Source organism: Novacetimonas cocois (genome assembly GCF_003311635.1).
Taxonomy (GTDB): domain Bacteria; phylum Pseudomonadota; class Alphaproteobacteria; order Acetobacterales; family Acetobacteraceae; genus Novacetimonas; species Novacetimonas cocois.
This window is the reverse complement of sequence record NZ_QEXL01000026.1, coordinates 1-21,159: the sequence shown is the minus strand read 5'-3', so window position 1 is coordinate 21,159 and position 21,159 is coordinate 1. Positions and strand designations below refer to the sequence as shown.

The 21,159-nt window shown below is 60.2% G+C and carries 16 protein-coding genes, 1 tRNA gene and 1 pseudogene; 6 read left to right on the top strand and 12 right to left on the bottom strand.

What is annotated here, in order from left to right:
• Nucleotides 1–129: 129 nt before the first annotated feature.
• The 7 genes from NJLHNGOC_RS14590 to mnmE form a co-directional block, all read right to left on the bottom strand.
• Nucleotides 130–1,269 (bottom strand): hypothetical protein, encoded by a 1,140-nt coding sequence (locus tag NJLHNGOC_RS14590; protein WP_113597011.1) that lies wholly within the window; start codon nucleotides 1,267–1,269, stop codon nucleotides 130–132.
• A 271-nt stretch (nucleotides 1,270–1,540) separates the two neighbouring features.
• Nucleotides 1,541–1,616 (bottom strand) — tRNA-Lys (locus NJLHNGOC_RS14585).
• Between the two features lie 438 nt (nucleotides 1,617–2,054).
• Nucleotides 2,055–2,954, bottom strand: a complete 900-nt coding sequence (locus tag NJLHNGOC_RS14575; RefSeq protein WP_113597009.1) for a ParB/RepB/Spo0J family partition protein — start codon at nucleotides 2,952–2,954, stop codon at nucleotides 2,055–2,057.
• Nucleotides 2,951–3,793 (bottom strand): ParA family protein, encoded by an 843-nt coding sequence (locus NJLHNGOC_RS14570; RefSeq protein WP_275399508.1) that lies wholly within the window; start codon nucleotides 3,791–3,793, stop codon nucleotides 2,951–2,953. The genes NJLHNGOC_RS14575 and NJLHNGOC_RS14570 overlap by 4 nt, the downstream gene beginning before the upstream one ends.
• Nucleotides 3,759–4,397, bottom strand: a complete 639-nt coding sequence (gene rsmG / locus NJLHNGOC_RS14565) for a 16S rRNA (guanine(527)-N(7))-methyltransferase RsmG (RefSeq protein ID WP_239021560.1) — start codon at nucleotides 4,395–4,397, stop codon at nucleotides 3,759–3,761. Before rsmG ends, NJLHNGOC_RS14570 begins: the two co-directional genes overlap by 35 nt.
• 4 nt (nucleotides 4,398–4,401) lie before the next feature.
• Nucleotides 4,402–6,264 (bottom strand): tRNA uridine-5-carboxymethylaminomethyl(34) synthesis enzyme MnmG, encoded by a 1,863-nt coding sequence (gene mnmG / locus NJLHNGOC_RS14560; RefSeq protein WP_113597008.1) that lies wholly within the window; start codon nucleotides 6,262–6,264, stop codon nucleotides 4,402–4,404.
• A 24-nt stretch (nucleotides 6,265–6,288) separates the two neighbouring features.
• Nucleotides 6,289–7,617: a tRNA uridine-5-carboxymethylaminomethyl(34) synthesis GTPase MnmE gene (mnmE, locus tag NJLHNGOC_RS14555; protein WP_408890990.1), complete on the bottom strand. Its 1,329-nt coding sequence runs from the start codon at nucleotides 7,615–7,617 to the stop codon at nucleotides 6,289–6,291.
• An 84-nt stretch (nucleotides 7,618–7,701) separates the two neighbouring features.
• On the opposite strand from mnmE, the gene NJLHNGOC_RS14550 reads away from it, so the two are divergent.
• Complete coding sequence (locus tag NJLHNGOC_RS14550) at nucleotides 7,702–8,169, top strand: methylated-DNA--[protein]-cysteine S-methyltransferase (protein ID WP_113597006.1); 468 nt, start codon at nucleotides 7,702–7,704, stop codon at nucleotides 8,167–8,169.
• A gap of 38 nt (nucleotides 8,170–8,207) precedes the next feature.
• On the top strand, nucleotides 8,208–9,179 hold the full coding sequence (locus tag NJLHNGOC_RS14545) for a quinone oxidoreductase family protein (protein WP_113597005.1): 972 nt from the start codon (nucleotides 8,208–8,210) through the stop codon (nucleotides 9,177–9,179).
• A 169-nt stretch (nucleotides 9,180–9,348) separates the two neighbouring features.
• Here the strand turns inward: NJLHNGOC_RS14545 and NJLHNGOC_RS14540 are convergent, their stop codons facing one another.
• The 5 genes from NJLHNGOC_RS14540 to trpB all read right to left on the bottom strand — a co-directional run bounded on the left by NJLHNGOC_RS14540 (nucleotide 9,349) and on the right by trpB (nucleotide 15,400).
• The gene (locus NJLHNGOC_RS14540) at nucleotides 9,349–10,680 is read right to left on the bottom strand and encodes a glycosyltransferase family 4 protein (RefSeq protein ID WP_408890988.1); all 1,332 of its coding nucleotides are present in this window, start codon (nucleotides 10,678–10,680) and stop codon (nucleotides 9,349–9,351) included.
• A 377-nt stretch (nucleotides 10,681–11,057) separates the two neighbouring features.
• Complete coding sequence (locus NJLHNGOC_RS14535) at nucleotides 11,058–12,386, bottom strand: bifunctional folylpolyglutamate synthase/dihydrofolate synthase (RefSeq protein WP_113597003.1); 1,329 nt, start codon at nucleotides 12,384–12,386, stop codon at nucleotides 11,058–11,060.
• A gap of 15 nt (nucleotides 12,387–12,401) precedes the next feature.
• Nucleotides 12,402–13,268, bottom strand: a complete 867-nt coding sequence (accD, locus tag NJLHNGOC_RS14530; protein ID WP_110528352.1) for an acetyl-CoA carboxylase, carboxyltransferase subunit beta — start codon at nucleotides 13,266–13,268, stop codon at nucleotides 12,402–12,404.
• 72 nt (nucleotides 13,269–13,340) lie between these two features.
• The gene (gene trpA, locus NJLHNGOC_RS14525) at nucleotides 13,341–14,165 is read right to left on the bottom strand and encodes a tryptophan synthase subunit alpha (protein WP_113597002.1); all 825 of its coding nucleotides are present in this window, start codon (nucleotides 14,163–14,165) and stop codon (nucleotides 13,341–13,343) included.
• Nucleotides 14,162–15,400, bottom strand: coding sequence for a tryptophan synthase subunit beta (trpB, locus tag NJLHNGOC_RS14520; RefSeq protein WP_113597001.1), 1,239 nt, complete (start codon nucleotides 15,398–15,400; stop codon nucleotides 14,162–14,164). The genes trpA and trpB overlap by 4 nt, the downstream gene beginning before the upstream one ends.
• A gap of 207 nt (nucleotides 15,401–15,607) precedes the next feature.
• Between trpB and NJLHNGOC_RS14515 the strand changes: the two genes are divergently transcribed.
• From NJLHNGOC_RS14515 to NJLHNGOC_RS14495, 4 genes and pseudogenes are all read left to right on the top strand, one after another.
• Entirely contained in the window at nucleotides 15,608–16,582 is a 975-nt protein-coding gene (locus NJLHNGOC_RS14515) for a magnesium transporter CorA family protein (protein ID WP_113597000.1), read from the top strand.
• A gap of 222 nt (nucleotides 16,583–16,804) precedes the next feature.
• A complete protein-coding gene (gene rho, locus NJLHNGOC_RS14510; protein WP_110528361.1) occupies nucleotides 16,805–18,106 on the top strand; it encodes a transcription termination factor Rho in 1,302 nt (433 codons plus the stop codon).
• Between the two features lie 67 nt (nucleotides 18,107–18,173).
• Nucleotides 18,174–18,934: pseudogene (locus tag NJLHNGOC_RS16730) on the top strand (IS5 family transposase).
• Between the two features lie 326 nt (nucleotides 18,935–19,260).
• Nucleotides 19,261–20,427: a nucleotide sugar dehydrogenase gene (locus tag NJLHNGOC_RS14495; RefSeq protein ID WP_113597012.1), complete on the top strand. Its 1,167-nt coding sequence runs from the start codon at nucleotides 19,261–19,263 to the stop codon at nucleotides 20,425–20,427.
• Nucleotides 20,428–21,159 lie beyond the last annotated feature (732 nt).

The following is a 21,159-nucleotide window of genomic DNA, read 5'->3' as shown; positions in this document are numbered from 1 at the left end:
ATTTTGAATCACATTCAGATGCTTGAAAAAAGTATAATTCCCCACAGGCCCTGCAAAAGCTTCGAAGAACGCCGCCTTTTTAGATGAAAGGCAGCACCCAAAAACTTCTGTTATTTTTCAGACAGTCTTTTACCCATTATGCCCGCCGACCGGGGGATGGGACTTCAGGTAATCCGCAATGGCCTTCGCTGCGCGGACAGAACCCCCAAGCAGGGGCTCCCCGAAGGTTTCGCGGAACAGTTTTTCCTGCAGGGGCCGGTAAATCGCATGCCGTTCGGGGGCCCGCAATATGGCGGGCATCAGATCCTCCGGCTCCTCGACCACATCGCCAAGAGTCCAGTGCAGGAAATAGGGATCATCACGCCATTTGAGTTTTCTGGGGTTCAGGAAAACACATGGCCGAGGTTCGGCAAGGAATTCATAGACCTGGCTGCTGACATCGCCAACATAAATGGCCGCCTGTGAGGTATAGGTCATGTCCAGCATGGCAGGCGATCCGGTATCCACCAGAATATTGCCACGCGCCTGCTGCTTCAGCCGCCGCGCCCTTAAGCCAAATCCCTTATGGAAAACCTTGATATGCGGCGCGATCACCAGATTATAGTCATGCCGGTCTGAAAATCCCCTGATGATTTCGCCCATGCATGCCTTATAGGATGTCAGCTGCCGCTGGTAATGCGGGTTGTACAGCACGAATGGCCGGCCATTCCTGAACAGGACCGGGCTTTCCTTTTTAATGGCCTCGAAAACATCGAATTTCGGATATCCGACGACAGCATAATGTCCCGGCCGGATGAGGTTTTTCTGTTTGAAATAGTTTTCGATCTTCACCCCGGGAAACAGCGCCAGATCGAAATCCCTGACATGGTGGTCATCATTGACGTACCTGTCGCCCGCCCCATGCATCAGCAGTATCAGGGCCGGGTGGCGAAGCCCCATGCTCTTGAGAATACCTGCGGTATATTCGGTGGCGACCACGGCATCGTACTGATTGAGTTCATCGACATTTTCACGCAGCACAAGGATGCGTTCCTGATCCAGCCGACGGAAAGTCTTGAGCGTTTTCGCCTTCCACGACTTGCGAAACTGCCTAAGCTGCAATGCAGGGGCATGCATCGCGGCCCGGATACGTTCCAGATGCTGTACGGTTTCAGGAAAGCTGTAGTATTCCGTTACATCGAAATTGAATTCTGATGAAAGGGCGTCGGCGACAGATGCAGTGTGATAGCATTGATAGGGTTCAGCTATGTAAATGACGGCAATTTTCATTGTTCTCTATTTATCGCATTCAAACCCAGGGACAACTTCATACCCCACGCATCACGTATTCAGTGCCCTCAAACGCTGCTCACCGTCCTCCACCACCCGGACAACGTCAACCCTTGTCCCGATGCAAAAGGGCATTGCCCGGTTGCGGATAACGGGAGGCATCCATCCTTGCCTTTCCCCTGCACAGGAGAGATGAACAGGACAGCGCCCGCTATATCCATGTGACAGGATGGCGGGGAAAACGATCAGATTGTGTGGAGAAGAAATCCCGTGGTGGGCGCACAAGGGCTCGAACCTTGGACCCGCTGATTAAGAGTCAGCTGCTCTACCAACTGAGCTATGCGCCCACGGGGTTTCCCTTTCGGGTGAGGGGCTTTTACCAAGACCGCACAATGACGACAAGGGGTTTTTTCAATATTTTTGCCCACTCCGGGTTTCTTAGGCCCCGATTACCGCAAATCAGGGTATGATTGCGCTTGTTCTTTCTTTGTTCCTGATTGCGTGTCGATCACCTCGGCATCACACGGTTCATGCCCCGGCAGCGATCATGAAAACCCGGTGGCATGGCGAAAATCTGGCGAACGCATGTCGGGCATGAGGCCAGTTCCTCCGCCCGGGTCCATGACGTTCCATAAAGAACTGCCTGAAAATGAAAAAAGTTTTTGGGCGCCGCCTTCCATCTAAAAAGGCGGCGTTCTTCGAAGCTTTCTGCAAAAAGCTTCACCAAAAATTTCTTTACGATGTGCAGGGCGCTTCGCGGATGGTTCTGGGCATCCCCTGCCCTGCTACGCCTGCAGCAGTTTCAGCAGGCCATCGAACTGGTCAAGGGATCGGTAATCAATCCGCAGGGAACCTCCCTTCCCGTCGAACGTGATATGGACCTTCAGCCCCAGCCGGTTGGTCAGGTCGCGTTCCAGAGAACCGATTTCCGGGTCTCTGGAAGCCTTTTCTTCTTCCTTGCCTGCAACACTCCGCTTTGCATCGGTCTTTTTTGACAGGGCCTCGGTCTGGCGGACATTCAGCCCCTGCTTGAGCACCACCTTCAGGGCGGCCACGGGATCGGGATGCGCCAGCAACGCACGCGCATGCCCTGCCGACAGTTCCTTGGTCCGCACGGCCTCCCGCACGGGGGATGGCAGTTGCAGCAGGCGCACCATATTCGCGACATGGGGACGGGACTTTCCGATCGCGCCTGCCAGTTCCTCCTGCGTCAGGCGGTAATCATCAAGCAGTCGCTGAAGTCCCTCTGCCTCCTCAATGGCGTTCAGGTCCGCGCGTTGCAGGTTTTCCACCAGCGCGGCGGCCATCGCATCGCCATCGTCCAGCGCACGGATATGGACCGGAACCTCATGCAGGGAGGCAAGCTGCGCCGCGCGCCAGCGTCGCTCCCCAGCGATGATCTGAAAGATATGGGGACGATCGGGATGCGGGCGCACCAGGATCGGTTGCAGGATGCCGCGTGTGCGGATGGAATCCGCCAGTTCCGTCAGGGCCTCCGGCTCCATATGCTGACGTGGCTGGAACGGGCCGGGTTCCAGCACGTCAACCGGCAGGACCGACCCGCCATCCATGCTCTTTGGCGGCTCCAGCCCCGGCGCGGGATTGAGCATGTTGACCTGATCGCCCAGCAACGCGGCAAGCCCGCGACCCAGACGGGGACGGGCGGCATCCTTTTTCGGTTTCATCCCTGCTTTTTCCCTTTCCTGCCCGTCTTCAGCGCCAGCCGCGAAATCACCTCTTCCGACAGGGCCTTGTACGCCTGACTGCCGGATGAACGGGCATCGTACACCATGACGGCCTGCCCGTGGCTCTGCGCTTCTGAAATGCGGATGTTGCGCGGGATCACCGTCTCCAGCACCCGATCGCCAAAGAAACCGCGCGCATCGGCGGCCACCAGTTCCGACAGGTTGTTGCGCCGGTCATACATCGTCAGGACGATCCCCTCCAGCTTCAGACCCGGATTGAGGGACTTGCACAGGCTGTTGACCGTGCGCACCAGCTGGCTGATGCCTTCGAGCGCAAAGAACTCGCACTGCAGGGGCACGATCACCGCCTGCGCCGCCACCAGCGCATTAAGCGTCAGCAGCCCCAGGCTGGGGGGACAGTCAATCAGGATGACATCATAATCCCCCCCGATGCGGGCAATGGCATCGCGCAGACGGAACTCCCGCCGTTCCGACATCACCAGTTCCAGTTCCGCGCCCGCCAGTTCCGTATCGGCGGCAATCACCGACAGACCCGGAACCGACGATTCCTGAATCAGGTCGGCCGCCGGGACATCTTCGCCAATCAGCGCATAGGTCCCGCGACGACGGTTTTCATAGCCGATCCCCAGACCGGTGGAGGCATTGCCCTGCGGGTCGATATCGATCAGGAGAACGCGAAACCCATCGGCCGCAAGACCGGCGGCAAGATTGATGGCAGTTGTGGTTTTTCCGACCCCGCCCTTCTGGTTCGCAAGGGCGATGATACGGGGGGCATGCACGGCCTTATCGGCCGGATGCAGGGTTGTGGTCTGTGACACGCCTTATATCGCTCAATTCAAGAATGACACCATCCGCATCAGTGCGGCTTGGAATTCGGGTCACCGCCATGCGCCAGTCGGCATTGGCGGCCTTCAGCTCCTCATCTGCGTTCTTTCCTTTCAGAAACAGGCAGAACCCTTCGCTGTTCAGAAAACGTGCGCTCCATTGCAGCAGCTGCGGCAATGGGGCCAGCGCCCGCGCCGTCACGACATCGACCGGCGCGACATCGGCGGCCTCGATCCGGGTGGCGATGACGCGGGTGCGCACCCCGGCCACCCGCGATGCCTCCCGCAGGAAGGCGGCCTTGCGCTGGTCCGATTCAATCAGCGTAACCTGCGCATCCGTCGCCATCGCGATGACCAGGCCGGGGAATCCCCCGCCCGATCCCATGTCCACCAGACGCGCGCCGGACGGGATCCGTGATGCAAGCTGCAGGCTGTCGGCAATATGCCGTGACCACAGATGCACCAGATCGCGGGGGGAAACCAGATTGATGCGCGCGTTCCATCGCGTCAGGAGGTCGGCATAGGCCACCAGCCGATCGCGTGTTTCACGTGAAACACCCGCAAGGATGTCACCCTCCATCGCGTCGTTATATCCCATGGCCTCAGGCCACCTGCCGCACGTGCGACAGGACCGCCACAAGCGCCGACGGCGTGATGCCGGGAATACGCTGCGCCGCGCCGAAAGTCACCGGCCGTGCCTGCGACAGGCGTTCCTGCATCTCGGCACTCAGACCACCGATTGCATGATAATCCAGATCATGCGGCAGGGTGATCCGTCCATCCCCCGCCAGTTGCCGGATTTCACGTTCCTGCCGCGACAGGTACCCGCTATAGCGGGCTTCGGTTGCCACATGCTGGCGCACGCGCGGCGACAGGTCCGCAATCCAGGGCGCTACTTTCTCCACCATTTCCATGGAGGCCCCGGTCGCCATCACATCCAGCAGGGAACGCGCGCGACCATCGGCGGAGACCGCGATTCCTTCACGCCGCAGGGCCTCCGGCGGGTAGCTTTCATTGCGGGCACGCTCCATCGCCGCGTCGATCGCCATGCGTTCGGCATCAAAACGCTGCCGTCGCGACGGGCCCACGCAGCCCCATTCGATCCCCAGCGGCGTCAGGCGCAGGTCGGCATTATCGGCCCGCAATGTCAGGCGATATTCCGCGCGGGAGGTGAACATGCGATAGGGTTCAGACACCCCCTGCGTCGTAAGGTCATCGATCATGACCCCGATATAGGCTGTGCCACGATCCAGCGTAACCTCCGCCTGTCCCCCTGCCCGCCGCGCCGCGTTGATCCCGGCAAGTATGCCCTGCGCCCCGGCTTCCTCATATCCCGTGGTGCCATTGATCTGCCCAGCAAGGAACAGCCCGGACAGGGATTTGAGTTCCAGCGCCGGGGTCAGTTCGCGGGGATCGACATAATCATATTCGACCGCGTAGCCGGGCCGGACGATGCGGCACTGCTCCAGCCCCGGGATGGAGTGGAGCATCTGGACCTGCACATCGGCGGGAAGGCTGGTAGAAATCCCATTGGGATAGACCAGTTCGCCGCCCGGATTCCCCGGCAGGGCTTCGGGTTCGAGGAAAATCTGGTGGCTTTCGCGCTGCGCGAAACGCACGACCTTATCCTCGATGGAGGGGCAGTAGCGCGGTCCGCGTCCCGAAATCGCGCCCCCATAAATGGCCGACAGGTGCAGATGTTCGCGAATGATTTCGTGCGTGCGCGCCGTGGTGGCGGTGATGCGGCATGAAACCTGCGGATTTGTAATCGCGTCGGTCATGCGGCTGAACGGTTCCGGCACGACATCGCCCCGGTCCTCGGCCAGGGCGTCCCAGTCGATGCTGTCACGGGCAATGCGCGCGGGGGTCCCGGTCTTCAGCCGTCCCATTCGCAGGCCCAACGCCTGCAGCCGTTCCCCCAGCCGACGGGCCGGGGCCTCCCCCACCCGTCCGGCGGGCTGACTGTCATACCCGACATGGATGACGCCACGCAGGAACGTGCCTGCCGTCAGCACCACGGCACCGGCATGGAACACGCGCCCGTCCTCGCACACGACGCCCCTTGCCGCGTGACTGTCATCAAGCAGCAGGTCGCCGGCCGCGCCCTCGACAATCTCCAGACCCGGCGTTTCGGCAAGCAGGTCCATAATCGTCTGCTGGTACAGCGAACGATCCGCCTGCGCGCGCGGCCCATGCACGGCGGGTCCCTTTGAACGGTTCAGCAGCTTGAAATGGATGCCCGCCCGGTCCGCCGCCTTTCCCATCAGGCCGTCCAGCGCGTCGATTTCGCGCACCAGATGCCCCTTCCCGATTCCGCCAATCGCGGGATTGCACGACATCACGCCCACCGTCGCCCGCCGGTGGGTCAGCAGCATGGTCCGCGCCCCGCAGCGCGCGGCGGCGGCGGCGGCTTCACATCCGGCATGGCCGCCGCCGATCACGATCACATCGTAAGTGGCGTTCACCTTTTATCCGCTCCCGCTTTGTCTCTACTTGCCGATGCAGAACTGCCCGAACACCGTGTCCAGCAGCGCCTCGACATCCACCGCGCCGGTCAGGCGCCCCAGCGCGCGCATCGCCAGCCGCATTTCCTCGCCCCGCACCTCCGGCCAGGCATCATCGCCGGCACGGTTCAGGTGATGGACCGTCTCCTCGATCGCGGCACGGTGTCGCGCCCGCGTCAGGGGGGGTACTGCGCGTCCCTGCGTCAGTTCCCGCGCACGCCGCGCCAGCATCGCGCGCAGGACCTCCATGCCCTGCCCGTCGTGCACGCTGATCCCCATGATGCCTGCGGGTGCCGCGACCTTGTCCACCTTGTTGCAGACCAGCATGCAGTCGGGCTCGACCTTATCCGGTACCGTCGCGCCTGAAAATAGATGTATCACGCAATCGGCCTGTTTCACGTGAAACAATGCACGTCGCACGCCCTCGGCCTCGATCTCGTCCTCGGTTTCCCGCAGACCCGCCGTATCCACCAGCGTCACCGGAACCTCCCCCAGCACGACGCGCGCCTCGATCGCATCGCGGGTGGTCCCGGCGCGGGAGGAAACAATGGCGGCCTCGCGCTGCGTCAGCGCATTCATCAGACTCGACTTGCCGACATTGGGTTCCCCCACGATCGCGAACACCAGCCCGCGACGCAGCCGCTCCCCCTGGCCGCCATCATCCAGATACGCGCGCATCTCATCGCGCAGATGGTCCAGCGTGGACACAAGCTCCTGCTCCACTTCCGGCGGCAGGTCTTCGTCGGGAAAATCGATCAGGGCTTCCTGATGCGCCAGCGCGGTGCGCAGTCGCGCGGCCCAGTCCTCGTACAGGCGGCTCTGCGCACCCTCGGCCTGCGCCAGCGCCTGCCTGCGCTGCGCCTCGGTCTCCGCATCGATCAGGTCGGCGATGCCTTCGGCCTGCACAAGATCAAGCCGCCCGTTGGAAAATGCGCGACGCGTGAACTCCCCCGGTTCGGCGGGACGCGCACCCAGCGCGACCAGCGCATCGGCCACCCCGTCGATGACGGCAGGTCCCGCATGCAGGTGCAGTTCCGCGCTGTCTTCGCCCGTATAACTGTCTGGCCCCGGAAACCACAGGACCAGCGCCCGGTCCAGCAGGACATCGCGCCCCCCCGCCGTCCCACGCCGCCACACGCCGCGCAGCGACGCACGACGTGGCTTCGGCAACCGCCCGCACAGGCTGCGCAGGATGTCGCCACATCCCGCGCCACTGATACGCATGACCGCGATGGCGGCACGGCCCGTCCCGGTGGCAAGGGCGAAAATGACAGGAAGCGCGCCGTCGCCGCGCCGGATGAAGGAGGTTTCCATTGCCGCTGCCATTGTGGTTGCTACCATTTCCTATGTGACCGGGACGGGTTATCGTTCACCTCCCTGTCATGATCAAGGTGACTCATGCCCCAGCTTTCCCTCCATTCGCCCACTGGCCCCCTGACCGTCTCGGCCGAAGATGACATGATCGTGGCACTCGACTGGGGCTGGGGCCGGGATCAGGACGAAACCCCGCTGCTGCGACAGGCATGCGACTGGCTCGATTCCTATTTCGATGGCGATGCCACCCCCTGCACGCTGCCGCTGGCCCCTTATGGCACGCCACAGCAGGTCGCGGCATGGACATTCATCCGCACCATCCCGATGGGACAAAGCGTATCGTGCGCCGAGGTCGCGCGACAGGCCAATGTCACGCCAGCGGATGTCGTGGCCGCATGCAGTGAAAACCCCATTCCCATCCTGATCCCCTGTCACCGCGTGGATATGGACGGTTGCGCGGATTACGATCCCCAGACCTATCCGGGGGATGGCGGGGCGACGGACCGCCTGTTCCTGCGTGAACTGGAAACCCGCGCGCCAGACACGATCTGAGGGCGGTCAGCATCTTTTATCGCAAGGAGTCCGCGTCCATGAACACCGTCATCCGCATCCATGAATATGGCGGCCCCGAAGTCCTCACCGCCGAAGACATGCCCGTTCCCACACCGGCAAAGGGCGAAGTCCTGATTCGGCAGGAAGCGATGGGCGTCAACTTCATCGACACCTATTACCGCAGCGGCCTTTACAAATTCCCTTCCCTGCCTGCGATCCCGGGCATGGAGGGCGCTGGCGTCGTGGAGGCCGTCGGCCCCGAGGTCACGGATCTGTCGGTGGGCGCGCGCGTGGCCTATCCCCTCGCGCTTGGCGGATATGCGCATTACCGCGTCATCGCGGCAGACCGGGTGGTGCCGCTTCCGGACGCGATCACGTCCAGGACGGCGGCTGCCATCATGCTGCGTGGGCTGTCGGTGCACATGCTGCTGCGGCAGGTGCATGAGGTCCGCAAGGGCGAGAACATCCTTGTCTATGCCGCTGCCGGCGGGGTCGGGCTGCTGATGTGCCAGTGGGCGCGCCATCTCGGGGCGCGCGTCATCGGCGTCGTCTCGACCGAGGAAAAGGCCGAACTGGCCCGCGCCAACGGGGCGGCCGACGTGCTGGTCGGCACACACGACATCCCGGCGCGTGTCCGCGCGCTGACCGATGGCGCGATGGTTCCCGTCGTCTATGACAGCATCGGACGCGCGACGTTCGAGGACAGCCTGAACTGCCTGGCCCCGCGTGGGCTGATGGTCAGTTACGGCAATGCGTCCGGCGCGGTGACGGGCGTATCCGTCGGGACACTGGCCAGCCATGGCAGCCTGTATCTGACGCGCCCGTCGCTGGGCACCTATATCGCCGGGCGCGAATCCCTGACGGCCGGGGCGGCGGAGCTGTTCTCGCTGCTGGAAAAAGGCGTGCTTGTCCCGCGCATCGGACAGGAATTCGCCCTCAGGGACGCGGCACAGGCGCATATCGCGCTGGAATTACGCGCAACGACGGGCAGCACGATCCTGCTGCCGTAGGTCGCAGGCAAGGTCGGTCCATTTCAGTGACCGCCTGAAAATAATAAAAGTTTTTGGGTGCCGCCTTTTATCTAAAAAGGCGGCGTTCCTGAAGCTTTTTGCAAAAAGCTTCACCAAAAACTTCTTTATGATACGCAGACCGTCTCTGAAGGACTTCTGAAACGCGCCCTCAGAAACGACGGGTGATTTCGGCGTACATCTCTTTCACCCGTTCCCCGTACGCCGTGAGGGAGAATTTGTCCGCCTGGACCGGACCTTCGGATTTCAGGCGCTGATACAGGGCGTCATCCTGATCCAGCAGGCTGATGCCATCGGTAATGGACGCGGCGTCATAGGCATCCCTGACCATGACCGCGCTGTTCCCCACCACTTCGGGCAGGCCCCCTTCATGCGATGTCAGGACGGGCGTGCCAAGGAACATTGCCTCCAGCGCCGGCAGGCCGAACCCTTCGGTCAGGGAGGGAAACAGCAACGCGCGCGCGTGGCGCACCAAGGTAATCAGGCTGATCTGCGGCAGGTAATCGAACAGCACGATCCGCCCTTCATCCACGCCATGCTGCAGGAAGCGGAGTTCGTTTTCATTCTTCCATGCCATCGCACCCACGATGACCAGCTTCCGATCCGTCTGGCTGCTCAGGAAGCCTTCGATGATCCGGCCGATATTCTTCTTGGGCTCAAGCGAGCCATAGAACAGGAAATAACTTTCAGGCTTCAGACCGAATACCCCTTCAAGCTCCTCGCGCGTTTCCTCGTCGCTTCTTTTCATGAAGACGGGATCGGGCAGGAAGGACTGGTACGGGTTGTAGATGCGATCCGCCATTTCGGGGAAGAACCCGGCGATATCCCTGCGCGATGCTTCCGACACCGTGCAGATCGGCGCATTGAGGGCGCATATCTTTTTCATCAGCCTGAAATGATAGGACTTGTCATCCAGCGTGGTCTGGGGAAAGCGCAGGGGCACCAGATCATGGATCGTATACAGGTTGATTGCCCCTTCCACCTGTATCGGCAGGGGATAGGTCCAGTGCATGATGCGCGGCGTGTCCGGCAGGCGCAGCGGAAGGAAATTCCCGGTCGTACGGAAATACCGCGACGCGCGGGCGAAAATATCCTGCGCATTGAGGATACGGTCAAAGGCGGGCAGGCGGTTGAGGAAGCTGCGCTGGTCCACCCGGCCGGTCAGGCTGATTTCAAAGGGATGATTTTTTCCAAAGGACGCGATCTGGTTCCGGATCCAGCGGGGAATCTTTCCCTTGCGACGCGGTGCCCTGTCATCGTTGCCCAATATGTTGAAGAACATGACCTCCCGCAGCTCGGGCGAGACCTTGTGCGAGATGTTCATTCCATACAGGACATCCACCGGATGCCCGAGGTTTTTGACAACGTGGCTGAGCGTACGGGCGTAGGTGGCGATTCCCGTGCCTTTCGGGATGGCGAGATTGAATCCATCAATACCGACACGATACATCGCGTGATCAGACAAACTGTTCAATTTTTCCACCATTCCCCTTCGGATGGACATCTTCTGGACACCTGCCGCCCCTTATGACGAACAGGGCACGATATTCCTGACATGATGTCAGTAGCATGTCTGCAGGCGTCTTCCACAATGCGCATGCCATCAGGACGCAGGTCCGCAGGTCCGCAGGTCCGCAGGTCCGCAGGGTACCTGCCACGTCCGGGAACCGGAAAATCATGAAGAAGTTTTTGGTGAAGCTTTTTCCAAAAAGCTTCAGAAGAACGCCGCTTTTTTAGATCAAAGGCGGCACCCAAAAACTTTTATTACTTTTTATCAGACGGTTAGCTTCGCATAGGAACTTATGCGCGGATCCCGGGATCAAAGCCAGAAGTCACGGACCTTTTGAAACCGGTTTCAGCCTATGTCGCGATCCAGCCATCCTGCTGCAACGCCACACCCGCCAGATAGAGGCTGCCGCAGATCACGACCCGCGCGGGGGGCTGATGGGGCATGTCATGCGTCAGGCGTTCCAGCGCCTGTTCAATGGTTGGCCCGGCGATCACGCGCCCCTGTCCCGCCGCGATGATATCAGCCACCGGCAGGGCAAGATGCTGCTCTGGCTCGGCCACGGCCTGCGCGCCCGCGACATGGGGCAGCAGCGGGGCGAGGAAGCCCGACGCATCCTTGGTCTGCTTCATGCCGACAATCAGGTGGACCGGACGATCCCCCCACCCTTCGATCACCTGTGCCAGTGCATCGCCCGCGCCGGGATTGTGACCGCCATCCAGCCACAGCTCCCACCCTGCGGGCAGTTTCCGCGCCAGTGCCCCCTCCAGCCGCTGCAGCCGCGCGGGCCAGTGCGCATTGGCGATTCCCGCCCACGCCTGCGGCGGCAGCGACAGGCCACTGGCCCGCAATGTCGCAACCGCAAGTCCCGCGTTATCCACCTGATGCGGCCCCAGCAGGCCAGGACGCGGCAGGTCTAGCGTCCCTTCCCCATCGCGATAGGTCAGTCGCGTGCCATCAGGCGATGGCGTGATCGACCATTCATGGTCACGCCGCCACAGCGGGGCATCGCATTCGTGCGCCACGCGGGCGATGACGGCCATGACATCGGCCGGATGGCGTCCGGTGGCAACCGGCACGCGGGCCTTGATGATGCCGGCCTTTTCCATCGCGATCTTTTCCAGCGTATCGCCAAGGAACGCCTCATGATCCATGGAAATGGAGGCAATGGCGCAGGCGGCGGGCCGCGCCAGCACGTTGGTGGCGTCGTAACGTCCGCCCAGCCCGACCTCGACAATCATCAGTTCGGCCGGATGGCGCGCGCCCAGCACGAAGCCTGCGGCCGTCAGCACCTCGAACACCGTGATCGGCGCGCCGTCATTGACGCGCTCGATGTCCTCCATCACTTCGGCCAGTTCGGATTCGGAGACAATCCGCCCCGCGATGCGGAAGCGTTCGGTCACGTGCACCAGATGCGGCGACGTCATGACATGGACGCGCCATCCCGCCGCCTCCGCAATGGCGCGGATCAGGGCGCAGGTGCTGCCCTTGCCATTGGTGCCCGCCACGTGGATGACGGGCGGCAGGTGGCGTTCGGGATGGCCCAGACGGGCCAGAAGCTGTTCCAGCCGCCCCAGCGACAGGTCGATCAGTGCCGGATAGAGCTGGTTGAGCCGTTCGAGAATCGCGCCGGTGCGCCCGGCGAATTCAGGACCAAGACCGGACGCGGGCGGAGTCTTCATGATGGACCGTACAAATTACGCCGCGGACGGCGTGATGTGGGCGTGGTTGAGCTGCCCGATCAGGGTGCCAAGGATGGTGGGTAGTTCGGAACGCGTGACGACCATGTCCAGCATCCCGTGTTCCAGCAGGTATTCCGCGCGCTGGAACCCTTCGGGCAGCTTTTCGCGCACGGTATCCTGGATCACGCGCTGTCCCGCAAAACCGATCAGGGCATTGGGTTCGGCCATCTGGATATCGCCCAGCATCGCGAACGACGCCGAAACGCCACCCGTGGTCGGGTTCGTCATCACCACGATATAGGGCAGCCTTGCCTCCCGCAGCATCTCGACGGCGATCGTCGTGCGCGGCATCTGCATCAGGCTGAGCATCCCTTCCTGCATGCGCGCGCCGCCAGAGGCGGTAAAGACGATCAGCGGCGCCTGCTGGAGGATCGCCAGACGGGCGGCGGCCAGGAAAGCCTCGCCCAGTGCCGCGCCCATCGTACCGGCAATGAACTCGAACGCCATGACGGCGACGACCGCATCATGGCCGCCGATGCGGCCATGCGCCACGGCCATGGATTCATCAAGCTGCGATTTGGCGCGTTCGTCCTTCAGGCGGTCGGTGTAACGCTTGCGGTCGCGAAAGGACAGCGGGTCCACCGGCGCCTTGGGCAGTTCGATGCGGGTATATTCCCCATTGTCGAACGTCCATTCCAGACGCTGCTGCACCGTGGCGCGCATGTGGTGGCCGCAATGCGGACAGACATTCATCGCGCGCCGCAGATCCTTGACCAGAATCATCTGCTCACAGGATTCGCAGTTGGTCCACAGGTTGTCCGGCACTTCCCGCTTGAGCAGGCCACGGATCTTGGGCCGGACATATTCGGTCAGCCAGCTCATGTTACCTCTCCCTGACGTACGTCTATCCGCCTGCTCCATACAGGCAGATCGCATGTTATGCCAGATTCACGTTCATCGACGGGCGGAACGGACCGCATCGGCCAGCCCGCGCAACTGTGCAAGAACGTCGCGCACGGTATTTTCCGTGGCGTGTCCGTCCTTATCCAGCGTCCCGGCCAGCGTATTGAGCAGGGCCGAGGCCACGACGGCCCCATCGGCTGCGCGCACTGCGCCCGCAGCCTGTTCGGGGCTGCGGATGCCAAAGCCGATGGCGACCGGCAGGTCGGTCGCCGCCCGCAGGCGCGGCATCGCGGCGGCCAGTTCATCGGTGCTGGCGGTGCGCGTGCCCGTAACGCCGGTGATGCTGACGTAATACAGGAAGCCCGATGCCCCATCGAGCACGACCGGCAGGCGGGCGTCCGGCGTGGTCGGCGCGACAAGGCGGATGATGTCCAGCCCGTTCGCCGCCGCGGGTCCGCGCAGCAGGTCGCCTTCCTCCGGCGGGACATCGACGATGATCAGCCCGTCCACGCCCGCGCGGGCGGCATCGGCGCAGAAACGTTCGTGGCCATAGGCCTCGATGGGGTTGAGGTACCCCATCAGGATGATCGGCGTCTGGCTGTCATCACGCCGGAACGCCGCAATCATCTCCAGCACGCGGGGGATCGTTGCCCCGCCGCGCAGGCCACGCAGCGCCGCCTTCTGGATGGTCGGGCCATCGGCGCTGGGGTCGCTGAAGGGCATCCCCACCTCGATCAGGTCCGCGCCCGCCCCCGGCATGCCCTTAAGCAGCGCGAGCGAGGTTTCGTAATCCGGGTCGCATGCCTCCACATAAGGGATCAGGGCGCCGCGCCCCTCCTGCTTCAGGGCGGCGAATCGGCTGGCAATACGGCTCACAACGACACTCCCAGATGCGCGGCAACGGTAAAGATGTCCTTGTCCCCCCGGCCCGATACATTCATTACGATGATCCGATCCGGCGCCATGGTGGGCGCCAGCTTCGCGACATAGGCCAGGGCATGCGCGCATTCCAGGGCGGGGATGATGCCCTCGGTCCGGGTGCAGAGCTGGAACGCGGCCAGGGCCTCGTCATCGGTCGCGCCGACATATTCCGCCCGTCCGATATCGTGAAGCCATGAATGTTCCGGGCCGATCCCCGGATAGTCGAGCCCCGCGCTGATGGAGTGCGCCTCCGAAATCTGTCCGTCCCCGTCCTGCAGCAGATAGGTGCGGTTGCCATGCAGCACGCCAGGACGGCCGCGCTGGATGGAGGCTGCCGTCTCCCCGCTGTCGAGGCCACGGCCGGCTGCCTCCACCCCGATCAGGCGCACGGACGGATCGTCAAGGAAGGGATGGAATATCCCCATCGCGTTCGACCCGCCGCCAATGGCCGCGACAATCGCATCGGGCAGGCGGCCTTCGGCCTCGAGGATCTGCTGCTTCGTCTCCACACCGATGACCGACTGGAAATCGCGCACCATTTCGGGATAGGGATGCGGCCCCGCCACCGTGCCCACAAGGAAATAGGTGTCGCGCACGTTGGTCACCCAGTCGCGCATCGCCTCGTTCATCGCGTCCTTCAGCGTCCCCGCGCCAGCCGTGACGGGAATGACCTCCGCCCCCAGCAGGCGCATGCGGAACACGTTGGGCTTCTGCCGCTCGACATCCGTGGCGCCCATGTAGATCGCGCATTTCATGCCAAACAGCGCGCAGACGGTTGCGGTCGCGACGCCATGCTGTCCCGCGCCGGTTTCGGCCACGATCCGGGTGCGCCCCATGCGACGCGCCAGCAGGATCTGCCCCATGACGTTGTTGAGCTTGTGCGAACCCGTATGGTTCAGTTCCTCGCGCTTCATGTAGACACGCGCCCCGCCCAGTTCCTCCGTCAGGCGACGGGCGAACCACAGCGGGCTGGGACGGCCGACGTAGTCCTTTAGGTAATAGTCGAGTTCACGCTGGAACTGCGGATCGGCCCTGGCGGCCCTGTAGGCCTCGGTCAGTTCGAGGATAAGCGGCATCAGGGTTTCGGCGACGAAACGGCCGCCAAAGATGCCAAACCGCCCATGGGCGTCCGGGCCTGCGCGCAGGCTGTTCGCGCGGGACGGCGGGGCCGGGGATTGATCTGCGCTCAACTTCGCTCTCCAGGGGGAATAAATTCGTGCAGGGCTCGATGACGGTATATCGCACGCGCCCGCGCGATGATACGCCTACGGCGTTCTGGACCCGATGCCGGAAAAAAACCAGAGCTTTCGGTCATGACCCTCCCTGTCATGATTTGACATGAAGCACGTTGTCCCGATGATAGGCCGGGACCCGACATGATTAATGAGGACCGCTGAATGTTTCTTGCGCACAGGCCCGGCTCGCCCGCCCGGACGATCACGAGCGAGGCTGATGCACAAGAGGTCAAGGACGCCCCGTGGCTCGACCTGCTTGACCCGACCGAGGACGAGCAGGCGCTGGCGGCGCGGGTCACGGGCCAGCGCATTCCTACGCGCGCGGAACTGGACGAAATCGAAAGCTCCTCACGGCTGTTCATGGAAGATGACGCCGTTTACCTGTCCACCCCGCTGGTGCGCCAGATCGGCGACGATTTCTTCGTCTCCCCGGTGGGGTTCATCCTGATGCGCGACCGGCTGCTGACCATCCGCTTCACCGGCTTTACCGCCTTTGACGTGGTGGCGCGCCAGGTCGCGGGGCAGTCCACGCGCCTGTCGGGCGATGAATGCAGCACATTGCTGCTCGAGGCGGTTGTCGATCGCCTGGCCGATATCCTGGAACATCTGGGCCAGTCCCTTGATGGCATGTCAAAGGATGTCTTCCAGTCCGAACATGGCGGGATGCGGCGGATGGACGGCCTGCTGCGCAGCATGCTCAGCCGCGTGGGACGTTCCGGCGACCTGACGTCATCGGTGCGCGACAGCCTGCTGGGGCTGGAACGCATCACCATCTTTGTCACGGAAAACAAGAAGCGCGACCTGTCGGACAAGCTGCAGGGGCGGCTGGCGACTGTGGAACGCGACATCAAGTCGCTGAATGACTTCGTATCGCAGACTTCCAACAAGGTGCAGTTCCTGCTGGATGCCACGCTGGGGTTCATCAGTATCGAACAGAATAACGGGATGAAGCTGCTGACGGTCGTCAGCTTCATCGGCGTCGCGCCCACGCTGGTGGCCGGTATCTATGGCATGAATTTCCATGATATCCCGGAACTGAACTGGAAATATGGATACTGGTACTCGCTGGCCCTGATGGCCGCCACCGTGATCTTTCCGCTGCTGTGGTTCTGGCGCAAGGGATGGCTGGGAAAGTAATTACAATCCGTATTGACTTTTTATCTGCTTTGCGATAGACGACAACGCATGAGCTACGTGGCCTTCTCCGGCCATCGGGCCTTATCCTTGTAAGAATGTAATATCCAGGTCGCATTTCTGACTTCGTGAGCAGATGCCAGGATGTGACAACCACCCTTCCGCTGTCACATCGGATATTATCCATTCCCCTCCCCTGAACTGCCAGTCCAAGGCAACGCTTGCATGCATCTCGCCGAACTCAAGGCCAAAACACCTGCGGACCTTCTGGCTTATGCCGAAAGTCTGAACATTGAAAATGCATCGTCCCTGCGCAAGCAGGAATTGATGTTCACCATCCTCAAGACCCTGGCAGAGAACGACCAGGCGATTTACGGGGATGGGACACTGGAAATCCTGCCCGATGGCTTTGGCTTCCTGCGCTCGCCGGAAGCGAATTACCTGCCCGGGCCCGACGACATCTACATCTCCCCCAGCCAGGTGCGGCGCTTCGGCCTGCGCACCGGCGACACGGTGGAGGGACAGATCCGCGCCCCGCGCGACGGGGAACGTTATTTCGCGCTGCTGAAGGTCGATACGATCAACTTCGAACCGCCCGAAGCGGTGCGCCAGCGGATCAATTTCGACAACCTGACGCCGCTTTATCCCGAACGCCGCCTGCAGATGGAAGTCGAAAGCTCCGCCGTCGGGCCGGCCGATGGTGCGGCAAAAGGCAAGGGCAAGGGACAGACCCGCGATTTCACCCCCCGGGTGATCGACCTCGTCTCCCCCATCGGGATGGGACAGCGCGCCCTGATCGTCGCCCCGCCGCGTACCGGCAAGACGGTGATGCTGCAGAGCATCGCGTCCTCCATTTCCGCGAACCATCCCGAAGTGTTCCTGATCGTGCTGCTGATCGACGAACGCCCCGAGGAAGTGACCGACATGGCCCGCTCCGTCCGCGGGGAAGTCGTGTCCTCCACCTTTGACGAACCGGCGACCCGCCACGTGCAGGTGACCGAGATGGTGCTGGAAAAGGCCAAGCGCCTGGTCGAGCACAAGCGCGATGTCGTCATCCTGCTGGATTCGATCACCCGTCTGGCCCGTGCCTACAACACGGTCGTGCCTTCGTCGGGCAAGGTGCTGACCGGCGGCGTGGACGCCAACGCGCTGCAGCGGCCCAAGCGTTTCTTTGGCGCCGCACGCAATATCGAGGAAGGCGGGTCGCTGACGATCATCGCAACCGCCCTGATCGATACCGGCAGCCGCATGGACGAGGTGATCTTTGAAGAGTTCAAGGGCACCGGCAACTCCGAACTGATCCTTGACCGCAAGCTGGCGGACAAGCGCACCTTCCCCGCCATCGACATCACCAAGAGCGGCACCCGCAAGGAAGAACTGCTGGTCGATCGCGCGGACCTGTCGAAGATGTGGGTCCTGCGTCGCATCCTTGCGCCGATGGGCACGATGGACGCAATGGACTTCCTGCTCGACAAGCTGAAATACAGCAAGACGAACAAGGATTTCTTCGACGCGATGAATACCTGATCATCCGGGATCAGCTCTCTTTACGTCATGAACACTATGTGATTCCAATCCTCTATGGAGGATTGGAATGAACAGACTGCCGATGCTGAGCCGCAAGCAAATGAAAGTTCTGCAGCCATTATTGCCCCGTGCGCGGAGTTTACGATGTGAGAATGGCCGTTGGGTCATCAGCGGGATTATTTATGTGATCCGTAACGACCTGCAGTGGGGAGATACTTCCAAAGGGTTCGAAGCACACAAAACCCTATACAACCGGTTCATCCGCTGGATGCAAACGCGGCATTTTCGAGAAGATTTTCATATCCCTGGCAGCACAGGCCTGCGTTCTGGAATGCCTCATGATGATCGACAGCACACATCTCAAAACGCACCGTACGGCAGCCTCACTACGTAAAAGGGGCAGTCTCCGGCAGGATCGGACGAATACGCGGCAACACGCGGCGGTCTGGTTTCGAAGCTTCATGCCGTCTGTGACGATGTGGGGCGCACCATTGCCATGCTTCTGACGGAAGGCCAGATGAGCGACCATCGCTGTGCCCGCATCCAGCTGCCAGTCCTGCCAGATGTCCAGTATCTGACTGCAGATAAGGGCTATGACAGTGCCTACTTCCGTGAGGTTCTCGCTTCGCGTGGTATTGCGCCCTGCATTCCATCAACAAAAAACGCAGGAAACGACTGCCTTACGATCGGCATCCTTATGGGAAGTGACACAGGGTCGAGAACCTTTTCGGGAAACTCAAGGACTGGCGTCGTATCGCAACGCGTTACGACCGCTGCGCCCACACTTTCTTCTCAGCCATCTGCCTCGTAGCTACCGTCATCCTCTAGATGCCACAAAAAGTCCTGACCCTAGCCGCTTATCGCCCATATATACAGATTGACGTGGAAATCTACCCCAGTCGTCTTGCACATCACACAAGACAGTATTTATACAAAATCTCTAAAACTCCAAAAACAAAAATTCTATATAGTGTTTTAAAGCTTAAAAAATACAATATTATATAATAAAAATATACGTGACGTCAGCGCATTGATCATGTAAATATATATTATCATGTGTTCCATTGCGATATGGCTATGATAAGGTTGATACTACTGTCAATGCATATTTCGTCTGAAGTTGACGGTTTCATATGCTAAAAATTGAGGATTATATGAAAATCGCGGTTGTGGGCTTAGGATACGTTGGTTTATCAAATGCAGTTCTACTAGCTCAGCATAATAACGTAACGGCTATCGATATTAATACCACGCGCGTCAAGATGGTCAACGCGCACAAATCGCCGATCATTGACCGAGAGATCGAGGATTTCTTGGCTACACGGGAACTCTCCCTAAAAGCAACAACCGAGCCCGTAGAAGCCTATCGTTCTGCCGATTTTATCATTGTAGCGACCCCCACAAATTATGATCCTCAAACCGGTCATTTTGATACGTCTTCTGTGGAAAAGATCATTTCTCAGATCATACATGTAAATAAATCGGTGACCATTGTCATTAAATCCACAGTCCCGGTAGGCTTCGTTGAAGACATACGGTCGAGGCTGCACACCGATCAGGTGATTTTCTCGCCTGAATTCCTGAGAGAAGGGCAAGCACTGTATGATAACCTTCACCCATCACGAATCATCGTTGGCGAACGTAGCGAACGTGCTCACCGTTTTGCGGAGCTCCTGATCCAGGGAGCTGAAGACAAAAATGTCCCAATTTACTTGACAGACCCTTCTGAAGCCGAAGCGATTAAACTTTTCGCGAACACTTATCTCGCGTTACGTGTAGCCTTCTTCAACGAACTTGATAACTATGCACTTTCTCGTAATCTAAACGCACGCCAGATCATTGATGGCGTTTGTCAGGATCCACGGATCGGGCAACATTATAATAACCCTTCATTAGGCTATGGCGGTTATTGCCTGCCTAAGGATACTAAGCAACTGCTTGCAAATTACGCTCAGGTGCCGCAAAATTTAATTTCAGCGGTAGTTGACGCAAATCGCACGCGAAAGGACTTTCTGGCTGAACAAATTGTCGCCAAGCAACCTAGGGTTGTGGGAATTTACCGACTGGTGATGAAGGCAGGCTCGGATAATTTTCGGCAAAGTTCAATTCAGGGGATTATGAAGCGCATTAAAGCCAAGGGGATTGAGGTCGTCGTTTATGAACCGACCTTGACAGAAGATTCTTTCTTTGGTTCGCGTGTTATAAATGATTTACCCAAATTCAAAGCACTATCTGACATAATTGTGGCGAATCGACGTAACGAAGAACTCATCGATGTTGAAAATAAACTTTTTACGCGCGATATCTTTGGCAGCAATTGAAGAATCCGTCCTATTGTTTGTTTGACTGTCGGGTTGTGAGATATCATGGGAACAAAATATCTTTGGCAGTTGTCGCCCCTGCTTTCCATTTCAGCATTAAATCCTGAAATGATCATTGATACATTTAGACCCGTTCATGAGACCAGACGCATCTCCTGTTTGGACTGGAATTGCGCACTCGATGGAAGCGTCCGGCGCAACGCGGCCTAGTAGGGCCCGATCAACATTCAGGCCATCCAGATCATGACTGAGGCGAGGCGAACAAAGCCAGGGAAATGGATGTTGCGGCGATCATATCGGGTGGCAAAGCGTCTGAAGTGCTTGAGGCGGTTAAAGCAGCGCTCGATACGATTGTGTAGCCTGTAGGCTCTGATATCGTACATTATAATAATCCTGCGGATGCAGTCGCAGGGAATGACAGCTTCTGCACCCATCCAAGCGACAAGGCCGCGTAAAATACATTGCTGTCATAGGCATTGGCGACAATAACAGCCGGCCCTTTCTGACCTGCAAGCAGAGCCTGCACCTGGGTGACATCGCCAACCTACCCAGTGGTAACAACGAAGCGCAGCGGGCGGCCCAGCGCCTGATCTTTGCGCTCCCTTTTTCGTTCCCGCTGACGTACCCCCCCCCCCCCCGAAAATGTGCCCATTTTAAAGACGGATACGGACGGATGAAAGTAACCGGCCGCTCTGGGCCGCCTTGATTATGCGGCCTGTCTGTGCAGTGTAT

Bases quoted from the DNA above. Each gene is read 5' to 3' on its own strand.
- NJLHNGOC_RS14575 (WP_113597009.1), bottom strand. From the start codon at position 2,954: ATGAAACCGAAAAAGGATGCCGCCCGTCCCCGTCTGGGTCGCGGGCTT.
- accD (WP_110528352.1), bottom strand. From the start codon at position 13,268: ATGAGCTGGCTGACCGAATATGTCCGGCCCAAGATCCGTGGCCTGCTC.
- rsmG (WP_239021560.1), bottom strand. From the start codon at position 4,397: ATGGGATATAACGACGCGATGGAGGGTGACATCCTTGCGGGTGTTTCA.
- NJLHNGOC_RS14550 (WP_113597006.1), top strand. From the start codon at position 7,702: ATGCCCCAGCTTTCCCTCCATTCGCCCACTGGCCCCCTGACCGTCTCG.
- NJLHNGOC_RS14515 (WP_113597000.1), top strand. From the start codon at position 15,608: ATGTTTCTTGCGCACAGGCCCGGCTCGCCCGCCCGGACGATCACGAGC.
- mnmE (WP_408890990.1), bottom strand. From the start codon at position 7,617: ATGGAAACCTCCTTCATCCGGCGCGGCGACGGCGCGCTTCCTGTCATT.
- rho (WP_110528361.1), top strand. From the start codon at position 16,805: ATGCATCTCGCCGAACTCAAGGCCAAAACACCTGCGGACCTTCTGGCT.
- NJLHNGOC_RS14495 (WP_113597012.1), top strand. From the start codon at position 19,261: ATGAAAATCGCGGTTGTGGGCTTAGGATACGTTGGTTTATCAAATGCA.
- NJLHNGOC_RS14545 (WP_113597005.1), top strand. From the start codon at position 8,208: ATGAACACCGTCATCCGCATCCATGAATATGGCGGCCCCGAAGTCCTC.
- NJLHNGOC_RS14590 (WP_113597011.1), bottom strand. From the start codon at position 1,269: ATGAAAATTGCCGTCATTTACATAGCTGAACCCTATCAATGCTATCAC.
- NJLHNGOC_RS14535 (WP_113597003.1), bottom strand. From the start codon at position 12,386: ATGAAGACTCCGCCCGCGTCCGGTCTTGGTCCTGAATTCGCCGGGCGC.